18 protein-coding genes are annotated in these 17,233 nt (G+C 63.6%); 5 read left to right on the forward strand and 13 right to left on the reverse strand.

Going from position 1 to position 17,233, the window contains the following annotated elements:
- Window positions 1–65 precede the first annotated feature (65 nt).
- The 9 genes from KIH45_RS05910 to KIH45_RS05950 form a co-directional block, all read right to left on the reverse strand.
- On the reverse strand, window positions 66–845 hold the full coding sequence (locus KIH45_RS05910; protein ID WP_213175071.1) for an SDR family NAD(P)-dependent oxidoreductase: 780 nt from the start codon (window positions 843–845) through the stop codon (window positions 66–68).
- Between the two features lie 24 nt (window positions 846–869).
- On the reverse strand, window positions 870–1,289 hold the full coding sequence (locus KIH45_RS05915) for a gamma-glutamylcyclotransferase family protein (RefSeq protein WP_213175072.1): 420 nt from the start codon (window positions 1,287–1,289) through the stop codon (window positions 870–872).
- A gap of 24 nt (window positions 1,290–1,313) precedes the next feature.
- Complete coding sequence (gene hisN, locus KIH45_RS05920; protein ID WP_213175073.1) at window positions 1,314–2,096, reverse strand: histidinol-phosphatase; 783 nt, start codon at window positions 2,094–2,096, stop codon at window positions 1,314–1,316.
- A 49-nt stretch (window positions 2,097–2,145) separates the two neighbouring features.
- Window positions 2,146–2,574 (reverse strand): cupin domain-containing protein, encoded by a 429-nt coding sequence (locus KIH45_RS05925; RefSeq protein WP_213175074.1) that lies wholly within the window; start codon window positions 2,572–2,574, stop codon window positions 2,146–2,148.
- Between the two features lie 38 nt (window positions 2,575–2,612).
- Window positions 2,613–3,548: a ribose-phosphate pyrophosphokinase gene (locus KIH45_RS05930; protein WP_213175075.1), complete on the reverse strand. Its 936-nt coding sequence runs from the start codon at window positions 3,546–3,548 to the stop codon at window positions 2,613–2,615.
- 113 nt (window positions 3,549–3,661) lie between these two features.
- Window positions 3,662–4,162: a GrpB family protein gene (locus KIH45_RS05935; protein ID WP_213175076.1), complete on the reverse strand. Its 501-nt coding sequence runs from the start codon at window positions 4,160–4,162 to the stop codon at window positions 3,662–3,664.
- Between the two features lie 21 nt (window positions 4,163–4,183).
- Window positions 4,184–5,158: a class II fructose-bisphosphatase gene (gene glpX, locus KIH45_RS05940; protein WP_213175077.1), complete on the reverse strand. Its 975-nt coding sequence runs from the start codon at window positions 5,156–5,158 to the stop codon at window positions 4,184–4,186.
- Between the two features lie 143 nt (window positions 5,159–5,301).
- Window positions 5,302–6,639: a homoserine dehydrogenase gene (locus KIH45_RS05945; protein WP_213175376.1), complete on the reverse strand. Its 1,338-nt coding sequence runs from the start codon at window positions 6,637–6,639 to the stop codon at window positions 5,302–5,304.
- Between the two features lie 135 nt (window positions 6,640–6,774).
- Complete coding sequence (locus KIH45_RS05950; protein WP_213175078.1) at window positions 6,775–7,644, reverse strand: hypothetical protein; 870 nt, start codon at window positions 7,642–7,644, stop codon at window positions 6,775–6,777.
- A gap of 407 nt (window positions 7,645–8,051) precedes the next feature.
- On the opposite strand from KIH45_RS05950, the gene KIH45_RS05955 reads away from it, so the two are divergent.
- The 4 genes from KIH45_RS05955 (at window position 8,052) to KIH45_RS05970 (ending at window position 10,689) form a co-directional block, all read left to right on the forward strand.
- The gene (locus KIH45_RS05955; protein WP_225899691.1) at window positions 8,052–8,690 is read left to right on the forward strand and encodes an energy transducer TonB; all 639 of its coding nucleotides are present in this window, start codon (window positions 8,052–8,054) and stop codon (window positions 8,688–8,690) included.
- A gap of 85 nt (window positions 8,691–8,775) precedes the next feature.
- Window positions 8,776–9,543, forward strand: a complete 768-nt coding sequence (locus KIH45_RS05960; protein ID WP_213175080.1) for a MotA/TolQ/ExbB proton channel family protein — start codon at window positions 8,776–8,778, stop codon at window positions 9,541–9,543.
- A gap of 117 nt (window positions 9,544–9,660) precedes the next feature.
- Window positions 9,661–10,191: an ExbD/TolR family protein gene (locus tag KIH45_RS05965; protein WP_213175081.1), complete on the forward strand. Its 531-nt coding sequence runs from the start codon at window positions 9,661–9,663 to the stop codon at window positions 10,189–10,191.
- 30 nt (window positions 10,192–10,221) lie between these two features.
- Window positions 10,222–10,689, forward strand: a complete 468-nt coding sequence (locus tag KIH45_RS05970) for an ExbD/TolR family protein (protein ID WP_213175082.1) — start codon at window positions 10,222–10,224, stop codon at window positions 10,687–10,689.
- Window positions 10,690–10,887: 198 nt separating this feature from the next.
- On the opposite strand, the gene KIH45_RS05975 is transcribed toward KIH45_RS05970, so the two are convergent.
- The 4 genes from KIH45_RS05975 to KIH45_RS05990 form a co-directional block, all read right to left on the reverse strand.
- Window positions 10,888–13,338 (reverse strand): ligase-associated DNA damage response DEXH box helicase, encoded by a 2,451-nt coding sequence (locus KIH45_RS05975; protein ID WP_213175083.1) that lies wholly within the window; start codon window positions 13,336–13,338, stop codon window positions 10,888–10,890.
- A 349-nt stretch (window positions 13,339–13,687) separates the two neighbouring features.
- A complete protein-coding gene (gene pgmG / locus KIH45_RS05980; RefSeq protein ID WP_213175084.1) occupies window positions 13,688–15,100 on the reverse strand; it encodes a phosphoglucomutase/phosphomannomutase PgmG in 1,413 nt (470 codons plus the stop codon).
- Window positions 15,101–15,171: 71 nt separating this feature from the next.
- Window positions 15,172–15,462 carry a J domain-containing protein gene (locus KIH45_RS05985; RefSeq protein WP_225899692.1) on the reverse strand — a complete coding sequence of 97 codons (291 nt, stop codon included), beginning with the start codon at window positions 15,460–15,462 and terminating at the stop codon, window positions 15,172–15,174.
- Window positions 15,459–16,271, reverse strand: a complete 813-nt coding sequence (locus tag KIH45_RS05990) for a division plane positioning ATPase MipZ (protein WP_213175085.1) — start codon at window positions 16,269–16,271, stop codon at window positions 15,459–15,461. Before KIH45_RS05990 ends, KIH45_RS05985 begins: the two co-directional genes overlap by 4 nt.
- Window positions 16,272–16,373: 102 nt before the next feature.
- Here KIH45_RS05990 and panC point away from each other — a divergent pair, with 102 nt between their 5' ends.
- Window positions 16,374–17,231 (forward strand): pantoate--beta-alanine ligase, encoded by an 858-nt coding sequence (panC, locus tag KIH45_RS05995; RefSeq protein WP_213175086.1) that lies wholly within the window; start codon window positions 16,374–16,376, stop codon window positions 17,229–17,231.
- Window positions 17,232–17,233: the final 2 nt, after the last annotated feature.

The raw sequence follows: 17,233 nt of genomic DNA on the forward strand, positions 1-17,233 counted from the left end.
TCGAAATCACCTTGCGCGTTCAGGGTTAAGGTTAGCCTAACGCGTGCTGCACCTGCGCAAATAAATCAGGCATCGTACTGCATGAGCCGGGTCATTCCGCCATCGACGACCAGTTGCTGGCCCGTCACAAAGCCCGATTTTTCGCCCGCGAGCCAGTCGATGGCCTCGGCAATATCCTCGACGCGGCCGATTCGGCCCACCGGGTGCTGCTCCTTCGCGCGCCTGGAATGGTCGGGGTCGGTGCGCTCCGCTTCCTTCTGCCACGGTCCGGTCTCGATCCAGCCGGGCGCGACGGCGTTGACGCGGATATCGGGGCCAAGCGTCACCGCCATCGCATGGGTCAGCGCGAAGAGCCCGCCCTTGGCCGCGGCATAACCGTACGTTTCAGGTTCGGACTGGAGCGCGCGGCTGGATGTCACGTTTACGATGGCGGCAGGTGCGCGCTTCCTCAGCATCGCGACAGCGGCGCGGCTGCACAGGAATGCCGACGTCAGGCTCGCGTCGATCCAGCTCTGCCAAGCCTCCAGTGTCATATCCTCCAGCGGGCCTGATTTCGGATTCGCGATACCCGCGTTGTTAATTAGGAGGTCGAGACCGTCGGTCCAGTCCGCGACCCTGTCGAACGCCTTGCCGACCGCGTCCTCCTTGCCGACATCGCACTCGATCGCCAGCAGGCGACCTTCAGGCAGCAGGGTCGAGAGTTCGGCCAGCGCTTCTGCATCCTTGTCGAGCGCGGCGACTTTCCAGCCCCTGCCCGCGAAATGTAGCGCAGTGCCGCGCCCTATGCCTGCCCCGCCACCAGTGATGACGACGGCGGGCGCATTGTGTTCGGTCTTGTCGGTCATGCCCCTTTAACGCGGGGGACGCGATCAGGTGCCGTTGCGCTGCGAAAGGATCGGCAGGCCGGTCTTCTTCAGCCACGCCATGAAGTCGCCGCTTTCGATCAGCACCGATTCCTCGGACGGCGGGACGGTCCAGACCCAGCCTTGCGCCGAAGACACCCCTTCCGAAGTCCTCACGCGCAGGACAATGCGGCGATATTCGCGGCCCTCGTACCGGTCGAGCTTCATGAGATCGGCGCGCGTCAGGTCGAGTTCGGCGAGCACACCCTTCACCCGCCCCTGACCCGGCACGAGCGCGGGGAACCAGCCCTTTGCCGAGGGAATGGCAAGCAGCTTGCCCGGCGCATCGGCCTCCAGCGAGGACACTACGCGCTCCTGCACGAAGCGCGCCATCGGCGTGTCGGCGTGGCTCATCAGCGTGCCGTAGAGGAAGAGCGTCTTGCGCATTCTCGGGATAAGTGGTGGCAAGGCTCAGTGGTGGCAGGCCAGCGCTTCGACCACGTCTTCGAGCCGCGCCGGATCTCCCAGCGCGATGACATGGCCGTCGCTGCCTGCGTGGAGCGGTTCGCCGTTCCAGTCGGACATCGTCCCGCCTGCGCCTTCGACCACGGGGATCAGCGCCGCGTAGTCGTGCAGCTTCAGCCCCGCCTCGCACACGATATCAAGCTGGCCCGATGCGAGCATGGCGTAGTTGTAGCAGTCACCGCCCATGACCATGCGGCGATGGTCGGTCTTGGCGGCAAGGCCCATGAAGTGCTCGCCCTGGTGATCGTCGAAATAGTGCGGGCCGGTGGTCGCAAGCGTCGCATCGGACAGTTCGCGGCACGGGCGGCAGCGCACTTCCTCTCCATTGAGCAGCGTCGGCAGCCCCGCCGCGCCGACCCAGCGTTCGCCCGCGATCGGCTGGTCGATCACGCCCAGCACCGGCCAGCCGTCGACCATCAGCGCGATCAGCGTGCCGAAGATCGGACGTCCGGCAAGAAAGCCCGCCGTCCCGTCGATCGGGTCAAGCACCCACTGGCGGCGCGCTTCGCCGCGCTCGTTGCCGTATTCCTCGCCGATAATGCCGTCATCGGGCCGCGCCGTGCCAAGGATCGCGCGCATCGCCTTTTCCGCCTCGCGGTCGGCCACTGTCACGGGCGAGGCATCGCCCTTGCGTTCGGGGTCGACGATGTTGCGAAAGTGCGGACGGATGGCATGGCCAGCCGCTTCGGCGAGGCGCTGCGCGAGCGCGATGTCGTCCTTCAGGTCCATGCCATCCGCACTTGCCGCAGCGCGCGCGCCGGTCAAGCGAATTGCGGCGCTATTCGCTGGGCTCCTCTGCTTCGTCGCGCGGGACCAGCACGCGTTCGGGCTGGTCCTTCACGTGGACGCGAAAGACGATGGCCCGCGCCCCTTCCGGTCCGCCGATCGGTTCGTGGATGCGGCGCGGGGCGATGACGTAACTGTCGCCTGCGTTCAGAGGGCGGTCCGGCTGGCCTTCCTCGACGTGGGTCGCGCTCCCCTCGATCACGTAGAGGAATTCCTCACCGGGGTGATAATGGCGCGGCACTTGCGCGCCTGCGGGGATCACCACGTCGGATATTATGACCTCGAGATCGGGCGCGCCCGACAGCGGGGCGCGCAGCATCTCGTTTGAACCGGCGGGCATCTCATGGTCACCATGCGCCAGCGCGGGCGACGCACAGAGCGCCGCCGCGACAAGGCAGACCTGCCCGATTGCCTTTTTCATGGAACTCTCCCCTTCCCAAGGAAAGGGAGAGGCTATCCTCAATCGAAGAGCGAGGAAACCGAGCTTTCATCCGCGATGCGGCGGATGGCTTCGCCGATCAGCGTCGCGATCGAAAGGACGCGGATCTTGTCCGATTCCTTTGCCGCCTCGGTCGGCTGGATCGTGTCGGTGATGACCAGTTCGGTCAGCGCCGAGTTCGACACCTTGGCCACCGCGCCGCCCGAAAGGACGCCGTGCGTGATGTAGGCAACGACCGACTTGGCACCCTGATCGAGCAGAGCCTGCGCCGCGTTGCACAGCGTGCCGCCCGAATCGATGATGTCGTCGATCAGGATGCAGTGGCGGCCCGAAACGTCGCCAATGATATTCATGACTTCCGATTCGCCGGGGCGGTCGCGGCGCTTGTCGACGATGGCCAGCGGCGCATTGTCGAGACGCTTGGCCAACGCGCGTGCGCGGACCACGCCGCCAACGTCGGGCGAGACGACCATCAGTTCCTGATCGCCGTAGCGGGCCTGGATGTCCGCCGCCATCGCGGGCGCGGCGTAGAGGTTGTCGGTCGGGATATCGAAGAAGCCCTGGATCTGCCCTGCGTGCAGGTCGACCGCCAGAACGCGGTCGGCACCGGCGCGGGTGATGATGTCGGCAACCAGCTTCGCCGAGATCGGCGTGCGCGGACCGGGCTTACGGTCCTGGCGGGCATAGCCGAAGTAGGGAATGACCGCCGTAATGCGCTTGGCAGAAGCGCGCTTCAGCGCGTCGATGCCGATCAGCAGTTCCATCAGGTTGTCGTTGGCCGGGAAGCTCGTCGACTGGACGATGAAGACGTCCTCGCCGCGCACGTTCTCGTGGATCTCGATGAAGATTTCCTCGTCCGCGAACCGGCGCACCGAAGCGTCCGTCAGCGGAATTTCAAGGTAGGCTGCAATGGCGCGTGCCAGCGGCAGGTTGGCATTGCCCGACATGATCTTCATCAAACGACTCCCGAAATGTCCCGATTCCCGTGCCGACGGGCCTTAGCGGGGAGTCCCGCAAATGCAACAATGCCAAGGGCCCAAGCGGTGGACTGAGGCGGCATTTTGCCCACCTAGCGGCCTGTGCGCGCCAGAACGTAGTCGGCAAAGTCGGCCTTGGCCGCGCGATAGGCTTCCATGTCCCTGCCATCGAAGCGGCGCTTGATCGCGTTGTATTCGCCGACCAGCGCGCCGTCTGCACAAAGCGCATCGCGAAAGGCGGTGAACACGTCCCACTTGCCGCCCGCGATCGTCAGCTGCACGCCCAGCGGCGGATCGCAGGTGCCGTCTTCGAACGAGGCCATGTCCTCGAGTGAGGCGTTGCCATCGTTACGAGGGTAGAGCGCGGCCAGCGCGGCTACGGCCTCTTTAAAATCGGCGCGGGGCGCGCGCACGTTGATGTCGAGATCGCCCTTACCCAAACAGCCGGGCACCGAAGTGGCGCCGACGTGATGAATCTCGCAAGTGACCGGAAGAACCGTGCGCAAGTGCGCGGAAATCGCCTCGAACGCCGCGTCCGCGCGTTGCCGCGCGATGTCGGCATCGGGGACGAGCGTGAGGATTTCCTCGCTCACGCCCTTTTCCCCGCCATGCCTTCAGTCCGTGGTGTGGTGTTCGCCGCGGACCCAGCGGACCGTGCCCGAAGATGCGCGCATCACGACGCTCTCGGTCGTGAACTTGCCGCCCTTCAGGTGCTTCACGCCGTCGAGCAGCGAACCGTCGGTCACGCCGGTCGCGGCAAAGATGCAGTCGCCCTTGGCAAGATCCTTGAGGCTGTAGACGCGGTCGAGATCCTCGATGCCCCACTTGCGCGCGCGGGCGCGTTCGTCGTCGTTGCGGAAAAGCAGCTTGCCCTGGAACTGGCCGCCAACACAGCGCAGCGCCGCACAGGCCAGAACACCTTCCGGCGCGCCGCCCGAACCCATGTAGATGTCGATCGTCGTTTCCGGATCGGTTGTGGCGATGACGCCCGCAACGTCGCCGTCGGGGATCAGCACGATGCCGCAGCCCAGTTCGCGCAGTTCGGCGATCATTTCGGCGTGGCGCGGACGATCCAGCACGCAGGCGATGATCTGGTGCGGTTCGACGCCCTTGGCCGCGGCCAGCGAGCGCACGTTGTCGCTCGCGCTCTTGGTCAGGTCGATCGTGCCTTCGGGATAGCCGGGGCCGATCGCGATCTTCTGCATGTAGACGTCGGGCGCGTTCAGCAGGCAGCCTTCTTCGGCAGCGGCCAGAACGGCCAGCGCGTTGGGGCCGGCCTTGGCGGTGATCGTCGTGCCTTCGAGCGGATCGAGCGCGATGTCGATCTTCGGACCCTTGCCGATCGCGCCGCCGACCTTTTCGCCGATGTAGAGCATCGGGGCCTCGTCACGCTCGCCCTCGCCGATGACGACGGTGCCGTCCATGTAAAGCTCGTCGAATGCCTTGCGCATTGCCTCGACCGCGGCAGCGTCGGCCGCCTTCTCGTCGCCGCGACCGATCAGATAGGAAGCCGCGATGGCCGCCGCTTCGGTCACGCGGACCATTTCGAGAACTAGAACGCGATCAAGGACATCACTGGCTTTAGGCAATTCATTTCCCCCAGAAGGACGTAAGCAAGTTTTGCAGTTGCGAAGGGACTAGCCGCAGGCCCCATCAATGTCGAGATGATCACGTCGTTCCATCGCGGCGTTTGATAAAACCGCGATGTTGCAGCCTTGCGGCAGGAAGACGATTACTGCCGCAGGATGTGCATCACCAGCGGCTCTGCCGTGATGCTGTCGCTGTCGGCCAGAAGTTCGAGAGCGCGGGTGACGCAGCCCTCCTCACCTTCGTGCGTGACCATGGCGACCATGACCGAACCGTCGCTGGATCCCGAATCCTTCGCGCCCTTCTGAATCAGGCTTTCGATGGAAACATTGGCATCGCGCATCGCGGCGGTGAGCTCGGCCAGCACGCCCGGGCGGTCGTTGACCATGAAGCGCAAGTAGGCCTTGCCCGTGTGATTTCCGGTTTCAGCAGGGACATTGGCGTCCAGTTCGCTGACGGGGATCGAGAACGGCGGATCGATCTCGTTCTCGCTCTCCCACAGGCGGGCGATGTCGATGATGTCGGCAACGACCGCGCTGGCCGTCGGCCCGTCGCCCGCGCCTGCGCCCTGGAACAGCAGCCGGCCCACAAAGTTGCCCTCGGCCACGACGGCATTGGTCGCTCCGTCGACATGGGCGAGCGGGTGGTCCTTGGGGACGAGATAGGGGTGCACGCGCTGGAACAGGTGCTTCACGCCGTCCACGCTCGGCTCCACCCGCGCCATGCCCAGCAGGCGGATGACGTAGCCAAGCGAATCGGCCTGCGCGATGTCGGCAGAAAGCACGCGGCGGATGCCGTCCGTGGTCACGGCGCCGAAATCGAGTTCGGTGCCGAACGCGATGGAGGCAAGGATCGAAAGCTTGTGTGCGGCATCAATGCCGTCGATGTCGAAGGTCGGGTCCGCTTCTGCGTATCCCATAGCTTGCGCCTCGGACAGGACATCGGCGAAGTCCGCGCCGGTGTCCTCCATCGTGGACAGGATGTAGTTACAGGTCCCGTTGAGGATGCCGTAAACGCGCTCGATCTCGTTCGCGGCAGCACCTTCGCGCAGACCCTTGATAACCGGGATGCCGCCCGCGACCGCTGCCTCGAAGCGAACCGGGACGCCCGCGCTTTCCGCGTCGCGTGCAAGACCAAGGCCGTGATGCGCGATCATGGCCTTGTTCGCCGTGACGAAAGCCTTGCCGTTTTCGACAGCCTTGCGCGCAAGGGTCAGGGCCGGACCGTCTGACCCGCCGACCAGTTCGACAACAACGTCGACGTCGTCGCGCTGGGGCAGCATGGTCATATCGTCTTCCCAGGCATAGCCCGACAAGTCGACACCGCGATCCTTGCTGCGGTCACGCGCGCTGACGGCGACGATTCGCAGCGGACGTCCGCAACGCCGTTCGATCAGGTCTGCATTGGTCTCGATAAGGCGGATCACGCCCGCACCAACGGTTCCAAGGCCCGCAAGGGCCAGGCGCAGGGGCTCTGTCTTCATCGCTTCGCTCACGCTTTCGTCTTTCGCTGTTCGCCGCGCCCGTTAGGCGACAGCGACGCGATTGGCCAGAGGTGAGCGCAACTAAATGCTCTCCTTGCGGTCACTCCGCGCAAGGAAATGGCGCGAGATGCGCGATCAGAAGACGCGCTTGCGCCCGCACTCCCCCAATTGCTCGATCACGACAGCATAATCCTGCGCGGCGGCACGGCGCAACGAGGGATCGGTCGCGATCTGGGCCGATGCAGGGAGCTGCGCCGGAAGCGCGCAGGCCAGGCGATACCAGGCCAGCGTGCCACGAGCAGGCGGACGCGCGTCGGGATTGACCAGTTCGCCCGTGGACAGGCCCCAGTGAACAGGGTGGTTCGGACTGCGGATCACCGCGATCGAAGCGGGCGAGCCGTCTTCTGTCTTCAGGAAGATCTGCGTTTCGCCCTCACCCGCAAGGTTACCCGGCGTGTGGAGCGCATCGCGCACACCCGTCACGACCGGCGCACCGTCCGGGGTTACGAGCTCGCCAAGCAAAGTGCGCAGACGCGCTGCGCCAACGATCTCGACAGGGACTTGCGCGTCGGGCGCCACGAGCTGGACCTCACCGGGCTTGCCCGCGACGGGGCGCGCGAACAGGACCATCTCGCGCTTCTTGATCTTCGGCATCCGGCCCTTGGCGTCGAGGGGGATGTCGGCAAGGTATTTCACCTTGGCCCCGATCGGCGCATTGCCGGAAAGCAGGCTCTTCGTTTCCGCCTCCACATAGGCGCGGGTCCAGCCTTGGCGAACGGGACCGGTGCGGTCGGCATCAAGTTCGACCGCCTTCTTCACGGTGACGACCGCGACCATCTGGGCCGCATCGGCGAGATCGGCGAGATCGGCATAGGGCATGACGGCCTGCGAATCGGTCGCGCCTTGCGCGCTCGCAGAAACAGGCAGCAGCGCACCGGCACCTGCCCCCGCAAGCGTTGCGGCGGCAAGTATCGGCATGAGTTTGCGTGCCTTTACGATCGTCATCTTACCTCACCATTATAATAGGTCGCGCAGCCCCCTACCCTCGGAACATCTGCGGCGCACTGCAATTTGCACAAGCTTGATCACCAAACGCGAAAGTTCGTGAATCGGTCCTTAATCGACAAAGCAATTGCACGTAGGGCCCAAGCCCGCTAACAATCCGAAAAAAAGGGGCTGGGCATTGATCCGGCCACATTCGAATGCGCGTTCAACGGTAGGTTTCTTCGCTATGCGATCAAATGGACTTACCGGTAGCGTGCATCCCGGAACTTCCGGCAGGGTGGAAAAAATGGGGCGATACGGTCCAGCATCGATTGCGCTGGCTCGTGCGTTTGTGAGGGTGCGCCTGTAAGGGCAAGCCTGTAAGTTTATTGGAGTGATCCGTCTGAATGGCCTACGCTGACCAACAGATGAGCGGTAGCAAGGTTACCGCGATTATCATCGTTGCGCTGATTCACATCGCGGTTCTCTATGCTCTTGTCACCGGACTCGCCTATGAGGCGATCGAGAAGGTGAAAGAGACAGTGACTGCGGTTAATATTTCCGAGCCGCCGCCGCCGCCGCCACCGCCGCCGCCGCCGCCGCCCGAAAATGTGCCGGTGCAGCCGCCGCCGCCTGTGGCTCCGCCGCCGGCCGTCTCGATCACGCGGCCCGCTCCGCAGATCCAGACGATCCCGAACATCCCGCCGCCGGCTCCGCCGGTGCTGACGGTCCCGCCGCCGGCTCCGCCGCCGCCGCCCGCTCAGCCTTCGAAGGCCCGTGGTGTCTCGCCTGATAACTACCAGCGCTGGACGCGCCGTATCATCGAGAACTACCCGAGCCGCGCCATCCGTAACGAAGAAGAAGGCCGTGTCGGCGTTCGCGTTACGGTCGGTCCCGACGGTCGCGCTTCGGCTTGCTCGGTGACGAGCTCCAGTGGTTCGTCGACCCTCGACGACGCTGCGTGCAAGGACATCCAGCGCTACGCCAGGTTCAATCCGGCGCTCAACGATGCCGGCAACCCGGTCTCGGCGCAGTGGAGCACCACGATCGTCTACCAGCTCAACTAATGACGGTGCGGGCCCAATCCCTCGGGCCCGCCACCACCCCACGAATTAAAGCTATCAAGCCAATTTTGTTGAAGGATATCCCGTAATGCTCATCGAAATCATGGCCGCGGCCGCCGAGGCCCCGCAGAACAAATTCGGTTTCGCCGAAGCTCTGGAACAGGGCGGTTTCATCGCCTACGCCACCGTTGCGATCCTCGGCATCATGTCGTTCGGCTCGTTCTACATCCTCTTCACCAAGTGGATCGAACAGAACAAGATCCTGCGTCAGACCAACGAAGTTCGCACCACGTTCTGGCGTGCAGGCTCGCTGCGTGAAGGCGCAACGAAGCTCGAAAAGAACTCGGCTTACCGCCAGATCGTCGACGACGGCATCGCCGCCGAAGAACAGCACGCCAAGATGACCGACAGCCTCGAAGCCCACGACTGGCTCCACGGCTCGCTCGCTCGTTCGGAAGCGCAGATCAACGCCAAGCTTGCAGGCGGCCTGCCGTTCCTCGCGACCGTCGGTGCAACTTCGCCGTTCATCGGTCTGTTCGGTACGGTTGTCGGTATCTACCGCGCACTGATCGCCATCGGCATCGCCGGTTCGGCCTCGATCGACAAGGTCGCAGGTCCGGTCGGTGAAGCACTGATCATGACCGCGCTCGGCCTGCTCGTCGCAGTTCCGGCCGTGCTCGCCTACAACTACCTGCAGGCTCGCAACAAGAAGATCGCTGCGCAGCTCTCGGGCTTCTCGACTGACGTTCTCGCGAACATCAACTCGAAGGGCGCCGTGAAGCCGGCCGTTGCTGCTGCTCCTGCCAAGAAGCCCGCACCGGCGACGACCGCTGCTGGCGCGCAGGTCAAGAAGTAAGCATCCGTTACGCCTGGCGGGGCTCGCCTCGCCAGGCACGGATTTCCCGCTTCGGCGGGAAGTCGGCCCGGAACGGTCCGGGCAGTCGCAAGAGCAATTACGAGATAGGATGAGATAATGGCGATTTCGATGGGAGGCGGCGGCGAAGAAGCCCCGATGTCCGACATCAACACCACGCCGCTCGTCGACGTGATGCTGGTTCTGCTCATCATCTTCCTGATCGCGGTTCCCGTCGCGATTCAGTCGATCGAGCAGATGAAGATGCCCGTATTCGCGTCCGAGGAATCCAAGGACAAGGTCGAGAACCTGGTCGTTTCGGTCAGCGCCACCGATGCCAATGGCATCAGCCCCGGCGAACCCGGCTATGCCGGTGCCAGCCGTGACGGTCAGTGCCGTATCTACCTGGGTGCAACTCCGGTGAGTTCGGAAGAACTCTATGACCGTTCGTTCAATCGCCTCGATGCGATCATCGAACGTGCAGGCGGTCCCGATGCCCTGGTCGACGATCCGGACGCGATTCCGCAGGTTCACATCCGTGGCGACGTCAACACGCCCTGGAAGTGTGTTGCCGGCACGATCTACCAGATCCAGTCCGCGGGCTACCCGACGGTGGGCTTCATTTCGACCCCGGTCGATCCGAACGCCTGATCGCGGCAAGCAAGTTAAAGGAGACATTCAATGGCAATGTCAGGCGGTAGCGATGATGGCTCGCCGATGATGGACATGAACACGACGCCGCTTATCGACGTCATGCTCGTGCTCCTCATCATGTTCATCATCACCATCCCGGTCGCGACCCACGCGGTCAACATCGACCTCCCGGCTCCCAGCGACGTTCCCTCGAACGTCGATGTGAACCCGATCAAGAACAAGGTCGTTCTCACGCAGGGTGGTGACATCCTCTGGAACGGCACTCCGCTGAACGAAGGCCAGTTCGTAGCAACGCTTCAGCAGTCGCTGGCGCTTCCGGTCGAACCGGAACTCCAGTTCCAGCCGGAAGAGTTCGCAAGCTACGATCTGTCGGCTTCGGTCCTGCGGATCATCAAGTCCTCGGGTGCGACCAAGTTCGGCTTCGTCGGTAACGAACAGTTCCGCGAATTCGAAGCAGGTCCCAGGGGCGTGAACCCGACGACCAGTTCCCAGTAAGGAACCCGTCAAGGGAAACCAGATCAGGGGCGGGCCGCAAGGTCCGCCCTTTTTCGTTCATGAGGCCCAAACCAAAGCGCGGCTGTTTACCAACCACCGCGGGCGCTGGGCTGATCGGGCGTGGTGGGTTTGGCAAGATCTTGGTGATGACCGTTCTCGCCATCCCGATCACGTAACGGTTGTCTGGTCGGAGCCCTCTTAGCGCGCCGGATCGTCGGGGCGCATGGCAACACCGCCAAGGGTCTCTGCCTCCAGCAACAGCTCATCATCGGCGGACCCTGCAGGAAGCGTCTCGCGACCGATGACGACCATGACCGGCACGGCGAGCGGGCTGACGCGTTCCAGCTTGACGTGCACGGTTTGCTCCGCCGCACGATCGAGGACACCGGCCAACCTGCCGATATCGGTCATCCGCGTCCGCGCCTCGGCCCAGGCGGCTTCGATCAGGACGTGATCGGGTTCGTACTTCTTCAGCACATCGTAGATCAGGTCGGTCGAGAACGTGACCTGCTTGCCGGTCTTGCGCTTGCCCGGTTGCTGGCGCTCTACCAACCCGCCGATCACTGCCGCCTCACGAAAGGCACGGCGTAAGAGGTGCGAATCCTGCACCCATTCGACGAACTCATGCGCAAGGATATCGGGCGACAGCAGCGACGCGGGGTCCTCGATCGGCTTCAGGCCCCAGACCGCCAGAGAATAGTCATTCGCTACGAAACCCAAGGGCGAGAGGCCCCTGTCCTCCATCCGCCGTGTCACCAGCATGCCCAGCGACTGGTTCGCGTTCCAACCCTCGAAGGTATAGAACACGCTGTACTCGCGCTTGGCATGGGGAAAGCTCTCAACCAGCAATTCACCTGGCCCCGGCAGGTGCGAGCGCCAGTCCTGTACCTCCAGCCATTCCCGCACGTCATCGGGAAAGCGCGACCATCCCGGCCGGTCGACCAACATCTCGCGCACGCGGTCTGCCAGATGAGTCGTGAGCGGCATGCGCGCGCCGCCATATGACGGAATCATCGCCGATTTCTTTGACCCGCGGACGATGACCTCGCTCTCCTTCAGGCTCTCGACCTCAAGGCTGATGCCTGCGAACTGGAAAGTGTCGCCGGGCCGCAGGGCAGCCGCAAAGCGTTCCTCCACTTTCCCAAGCGAGCGCCCGTTGCGAAACCGCACCGTCAGCATCTCGCCGTCGATAATGATCCCTGCGTTCAGCCGGTGCCGCGCCGCCTGTTCAGGGTGCGTCAGCCGCCAGACGAAGCCGCCCTCCTCGTCCGGTTCGCGCGTGATACGCTTGAACCGGTCATAAGCGCGCAGGGCATAACCGCCGTCGGCCACGAAATTGACGACGCGTTCGAAGACCGCCTCGTCCACCCATGCGTATGAATGACACGAGCGTATCTCGCGTAGCAGATCCGCCTCGTGAAACGGCGCCGCACAGGCGCAGCCCATGACATGCTGAGCCAGAACGTCGAGGCTGCCCGGGCGGAAATCCTCGCCGTCACGCACGCCTTCCTCAACCGCGTCCTTGGCTGCTTGTGCTTCCAGGAATTCGAACCGGTTGCCAGGTACAAGGATGGCGCGGCTCGGCTGGTCCAGCCGGTGATTGGCGCGCCCCACCCTCTGCAACAGGCGTGACGAGCCCTTCGGCGCGCCCATCTGCACCACACAGTCGATATCGCCCCAGTCGACGCCGAGATCGAGGCTGGCCGTGGCGACAAGCGCGCGCAGCTCTCCGCGTGCCATCGCGCCTTCGACCTTGCGCCGCGCTTCTACCGAGAGCGAGCCGTGATGAATGCCGATGGGTAGGACATCCTCGTTCACGTCCCACAGCAGCTGAAAGATATATTCGGCCAGAAAGCGCGTGTTCGTAAAAATCAGCGTTGTCTGGTTGCGGCGAATTTCCTCGTAAAGCTGCGGCACGGCCCACGCCGCCGCGTGCCCGCCCCATGGCACACGCTCTTCATCGGGCAGCAGGATCTCGATCACGGGCTCCGCGCCGGGTTCACCGATCACATGGCTGACCGCATCGATATCACCCCACGAGGCCAGCCATTCGCGGTATTGCTCAGGGTCCGAGACAGTCGCCGATAGCCCGATCCGCCGCATGTCAGGGGCTATCGCCTCCAGCCGTGCGAGCGCCAGTGCGAGCAAATCACCGCGCTTGCCGGTGGCGAAGGCGTGGATCTCGTCGATGACGATGCGCTTCAGCCCCGCGAACATCGTGAAGCTTTCAGGATAGGACAGCAGCAGCGACAGCGATTCCGGCGTCGTCAGCAGCACGTGGGGCGGTTTCGCGCGCTGCCGCGCCTTGCGCTGTGACGGCGTGTCGCCCGTCCGGCTCTCAACCCTGATCGGCAAGCCCATTTCCTCGATCGGGACCAGCAGGTTGCGGCGAACATCGGTGGCCAGCGCCTTCAGCGGCGAAACGTAGAGCGTGTGGAGCCCGTCATCTGGCTTCCCACCGGCAAGCCGTTCGGGTGTGAAAGCCGCCAGCGTCGGCAGGAAACCGGCCAGCGTCTTGCCCGCACCAGTGTCGGCAGTGAGCAGCGCGCTTTGCCCCGCATCGTCGGCGTCGAGCATCTCGGCCTGGTGCCGGCGGATGCGCCAGCCGCGGCCTTGAAACCATGCCTCTATGCTATCGGGAATCGCCATCGTCCCACCTTAACGAACGAAAGGCGCGAACAGTGCCGCAAAGGTTTGCAGGCAAAGAAAAAGGCCCGGTGGACAAGCCGACCGGGCCATGAAGTTTTGGGAGAGGATGCCTGAAAGGCAGCTTCTTTGTGCACTGCAGCGCATCTTCTCGCAACTGCAAAAATGGCTAGCGGACTTTCTTTTTTTGCAACAGTGTCAATAAGCGTTCCCGATCAGGCACTTAGAACCTGAATCATTTTTCATGTTAGACCAAAGTACTGACTCTTTTGGCTTTAAATGACGCTTGTCTTGCCAAGGAAGGCTCTCACAAACCCGAATCACTATTCAGGTTCGCGGGATGTGAACGATATCAGTGACCGGCCTGCGGGCCGCGTTTCAGGCCCGAAAGAGCCAGCTGATCATCGATCTGCGCCATCAGGCGCTCCAGCCCTTCCTCGCTATCGCTTTCGGCGCGGGCCACAAGAACGTCCTGCGTGTTCGAAGCGCGCAGCAACCACCAGCCGTCGTCATTGGTGACGCGAACGCCGTCGGTGTCGTTGACGTCGTCGGGGCTGTCGGCCAGCCGTTCCTTCACCTCGTCAATGACGGCGAACTTGCGGCTCTCATCGACCTGAAAACGCATTTCCGGCGTGTTGATCATGTCGGGCATCTCGCCGCGAAGCTGCGTGACCGACTTGTTCAGCCGCGCGCTTGCCACCAGCAGACGCACACCTGCGTAAAGCGCATCGTCGAAACCATAGTATTCGTGTTTGAAGAACACGTGCCCGCTCATCTCACCGGCCAGCGGCGCGCCAGTTTCCTTCATTTTGGACTTAATCAGCGAGTGGCCGGTCTTCCACATCAGCGGCTTGCCGCCGTGCTCTGCAATCTGGTCGTACAGCGCCCGGCTGGCCTTCACGTCCGCTATGATGGTGGAGCCGGGGACGAGTTTGAGGAGATCTTCGGCGTAGATCATCAGGAGCTGGTCGCCCCAAATGACGCGCCCTTCCCCGTCGATCGCGCCGATGCGATCGCCGTCGCCGTCGAAGGCCAGTCCAAAGTCGAGGTTCTTGTCCGCGACAAGCTTCCTGAGATCGGCGAGATTCTTCTCCTCGGTAGGGTCAGGATGATGATTAGGAAAATTCCCGTCGACATCGGTGAAGAGAGTGAAGTGTTCCCCTGGGAGCTTGGCGACCAGGTCTTCGATGGCCGGCCCCGCCGCGCCGTTCCCCGCGTCCCAACCGATCCGAAGAGTGGACAGCCGCTCCTTCCCGGCAGCGTCGAGGCCGATGATGGGGTCGAGCAGGCGCTCGATATATTCGGCCATGATCTCGCGGGTTTCGACCGAACCGGCCCCGTCGAGCCAGTCCCCGGCCGCAGCCATGGTCCCGATTTCGAGGATGTCGGCCCCGAAAAACGGCCGACCCTGAAATACCATCTTGAAGCCGTTGTAATTGGGGGGATTGTGGCTGCCAGTTATCTGAATGCCGCCATCCACATCTTCGGCTGATGCTTCCGCATAATACAGCATCGGAGTCGGTCCCATGCCGACGCGCACAACGTCGCACCCGGTAGAAGTCAGCCCCTCGCAAAGCGCGTGTTCCAGCATGGGCGAGGAAACGCGCCCGTCATATCCGATCGCGACCTTCTTGCCCCCTGCCCGGCGCAACAGCGTTCCGAAGCTGCGCCCGATGGCGCGTGCGTCGTCGGGGCCGAGCGTCTCTCCGATAATTCCCCGAATGTCGTATTCGCGCAGGACGGTCGGGTCGAAGGTATGGTTCATGGATGGCCTTTCGGTCGTGATGATGCGGTGGTCGTCATACGCGGCAGGACGCCGCGCTGAAACAACACTACCTATAAGTCGTTTTTGCGGCGACTTTGTTCCAGCAGCAAGTCACGTGCATGATCCAGCGCGTGAACCGCATCGCTCGATCCGCCGCGATCGGGATGCGCGTCCTTGATGGCGCGGCGATGCGCGGCGAGAATATCTTCCGCGCTCGCATCGCGCGACACGCCCAGCAAAGTGCGGGCCTGCGCGCGTTTCTGGCTCTTTTCGGATTCGGCAAACATCTGCCACGGCCAGGTTCCGAACAGCATCCGGAAGGCAATCCCCGCCACGACGACGAGGATGACGAATTTCATCATGCGGCCTGATCCACCGCCTCTGCCTTGCCCTGTTCGGGCATCGGCAGATTGAGCCCCTTCACCAGTGCCCGCAGTTCCTGCCGCGCGACGAGGTGGCTGGTCGCCAGATCGCCGAGGTGCCCCTTGTCGAGCAAGGTCAGCCCCGAGGGGAACAGTTCGCGGTAGATGACGCGTTCGGACAGGCCCGGCGCGACGCGGAAACCGACGCGGCGGGACAGTTCGGTCAGCGCCTCGTCGATGCGGCGCATGTTGCGCGCCTCGACGTGCTGGACGCGGTTGCGCAGCACGATCCAGTCCATCTCGCGCTTGCCTTCGTTGACCGTCGCCATCCCGCGCTTCTTGCGGGCTTCCCAGATCAGTTCGGCATAGAACGACAGCTTCTTCACCTTGAACGTTTCGGCATCGACCTGACCGATGAGGTCGAAGTCGACGAAACTGTCGTTCAAGGGCGTGACCAGCGTATCGGCCTGCGTCGCCACATGGCGCGCATACTTGTCGTCGCGGCCCGGCGTGTCGAAGATCAGAAAATCGAGCCCTTCGCTGATTTCCGCGACCATTTCGTCCAGCGCCTCGACGTTCGGCCCGCCGAACACGCCGACGGCAGCGCCGGGCAGTTCGATTTCGCGGCGTTTTTCGGTGTCCAGCCGGTTTTCGAAATAGCGATAGAAAGTGCGCTGGCGCGGATCGAGATCGATCGCGCCGACTTTCGCGCCCTGGTAGGCCAGGGCGACCGCGACGTGCACGGCGGTGGTCGATTTACCGGTTCCGCCCTTTTCGTTCGCGAACACGATCTTGTGAGGTGTGGTCATCTGTCCTCGCAATGAATGGTGCGCCGCCGGCATTGCCGGGTTGCCCAACGGCGGGCGGACGCTACAGCTTGCCCGGGCAGTTTACCGGAAGGGCTGAAGTTCATGCAAACGATCCGCGCGCTCAATCCACTACGGGAGACGACCGCCGCCCTTCGCCGCGCTGCCGGCAAGGGGGCAAGGCTGGCGCTGGTGCCCACGATGGGGGCGCTTCACGACGGTCACCTGACACTGGTGCGCCGCGCGCGCGAGCTGGCAGACATCGTTGCCGTGTCGATTTTCGTGAACCCGAAGCAGTTCGGCCCGAACGAGGATCTCGACGCATATCCCCGCCAGTTGGCGCGCGACAGCGAGCTGCTCATCAGCGAAGGCGTGGACCTGCTCTGGGCGCCCGAGGTGGGCGAGATGTATCCTGACGGCTTTGCCTCGAACATTTCGGTCGAGGGGGTGAGCGCAGGGCTTTGCGGCGCGGACCGGCCCGGCCATTTTGACGGCGTGGCGACCGTGGTGTGCAAGCTGTTCAACCAGGTCGCGCCCGATATCGCGCTGTTCGGCGAAAAGGACTGGCAGCAGCTTGCCGTTATCCGGCGCATGGCCCGCGATCTCGATCTCTACGCCCCGATGCCGGAGGCGATCATCGGCGTGCCGATCGTGCGCGAGAAAGACGGCCTCGCCATGTCCTCGCGCAATGCTTACCTCTCAGCGGGGCAGCGTGCTGCGGCGGTTACTTTGCCGAACGCGATGCGCGATGCGATCGGGAAGCTGGAAAACGGCGAACCGGCGGCAGAAGTGCTGACCACCCTGCGCGCAGCCTTACTGGAAGGCGGTTTCGACAGCGTCGACTATGCCGAACTGCGCGATGCCGCCTCGATCGAGCTTCTAGACGAACCGAACGACAATGCCCGGCTCTTCGTCGCCGCGCGCATCGGCGGAACGCGGCTGATCGACAACATGGCGGTGTAACC

Source organism: Croceicoccus gelatinilyticus (assembly GCF_018398395.1).
Classification (GTDB): domain Bacteria; phylum Pseudomonadota; class Alphaproteobacteria; order Sphingomonadales; family Sphingomonadaceae; genus Croceicoccus; species Croceicoccus gelatinilyticus.

Bases quoted from the DNA above. Each gene is read 5' to 3' on its own strand.
- KIH45_RS05960 (WP_213175080.1), top strand. From the start codon at position 8,776: ATGCTCATCGAAATCATGGCCGCGGCCGCCGAGGCCCCGCAGAACAAA.
- KIH45_RS05945 (WP_213175376.1), bottom strand. From the start codon at position 6,639: ATGAAGACAGAGCCCCTGCGCCTGGCCCTTGCGGGCCTTGGAACCGTT.
- panC (WP_213175086.1), top strand. From the start codon at position 16,374: ATGCAAACGATCCGCGCGCTCAATCCACTACGGGAGACGACCGCCGCC.
- KIH45_RS05910 (WP_213175071.1), bottom strand. From the start codon at position 845: ATGACCGACAAGACCGAACACAATGCGCCCGCCGTCGTCATCACTGGT.
- pgmG (WP_213175084.1), bottom strand. From the start codon at position 15,100: ATGAACCATACCTTCGACCCGACCGTCCTGCGCGAATACGACATTCGG.
- KIH45_RS05915 (WP_213175072.1), bottom strand. From the start codon at position 1,289: ATGCGCAAGACGCTCTTCCTCTACGGCACGCTGATGAGCCACGCCGAC.
- KIH45_RS05985 (WP_225899692.1), bottom strand. From the start codon at position 15,462: ATGATGAAATTCGTCATCCTCGTCGTCGTGGCGGGGATTGCCTTCCGG.
- hisN (WP_213175073.1), bottom strand. From the start codon at position 2,096: ATGGACCTGAAGGACGACATCGCGCTCGCGCAGCGCCTCGCCGAAGCG.
- KIH45_RS05970 (WP_213175082.1), top strand. From the start codon at position 10,222: ATGGCAATGTCAGGCGGTAGCGATGATGGCTCGCCGATGATGGACATG.
- KIH45_RS05965 (WP_213175081.1), top strand. From the start codon at position 9,661: ATGGCGATTTCGATGGGAGGCGGCGGCGAAGAAGCCCCGATGTCCGAC.
- KIH45_RS05925 (WP_213175074.1), bottom strand. From the start codon at position 2,574: ATGAAAAAGGCAATCGGGCAGGTCTGCCTTGTCGCGGCGGCGCTCTGT.
- KIH45_RS05950 (WP_213175078.1), bottom strand. From the start codon at position 7,644: ATGACGATCGTAAAGGCACGCAAACTCATGCCGATACTTGCCGCCGCA.
- KIH45_RS05975 (WP_213175083.1), bottom strand. From the start codon at position 13,338: ATGGCGATTCCCGATAGCATAGAGGCATGGTTTCAAGGCCGCGGCTGG.
- KIH45_RS05930 (WP_213175075.1), bottom strand. From the start codon at position 3,548: ATGAAGATCATGTCGGGCAATGCCAACCTGCCGCTGGCACGCGCCATT.
- KIH45_RS05955 (WP_225899691.1), top strand. From the start codon at position 8,052: ATGAGCGGTAGCAAGGTTACCGCGATTATCATCGTTGCGCTGATTCAC.
- KIH45_RS05990 (WP_213175085.1), bottom strand. From the start codon at position 16,271: ATGACCACACCTCACAAGATCGTGTTCGCGAACGAAAAGGGCGGAACC.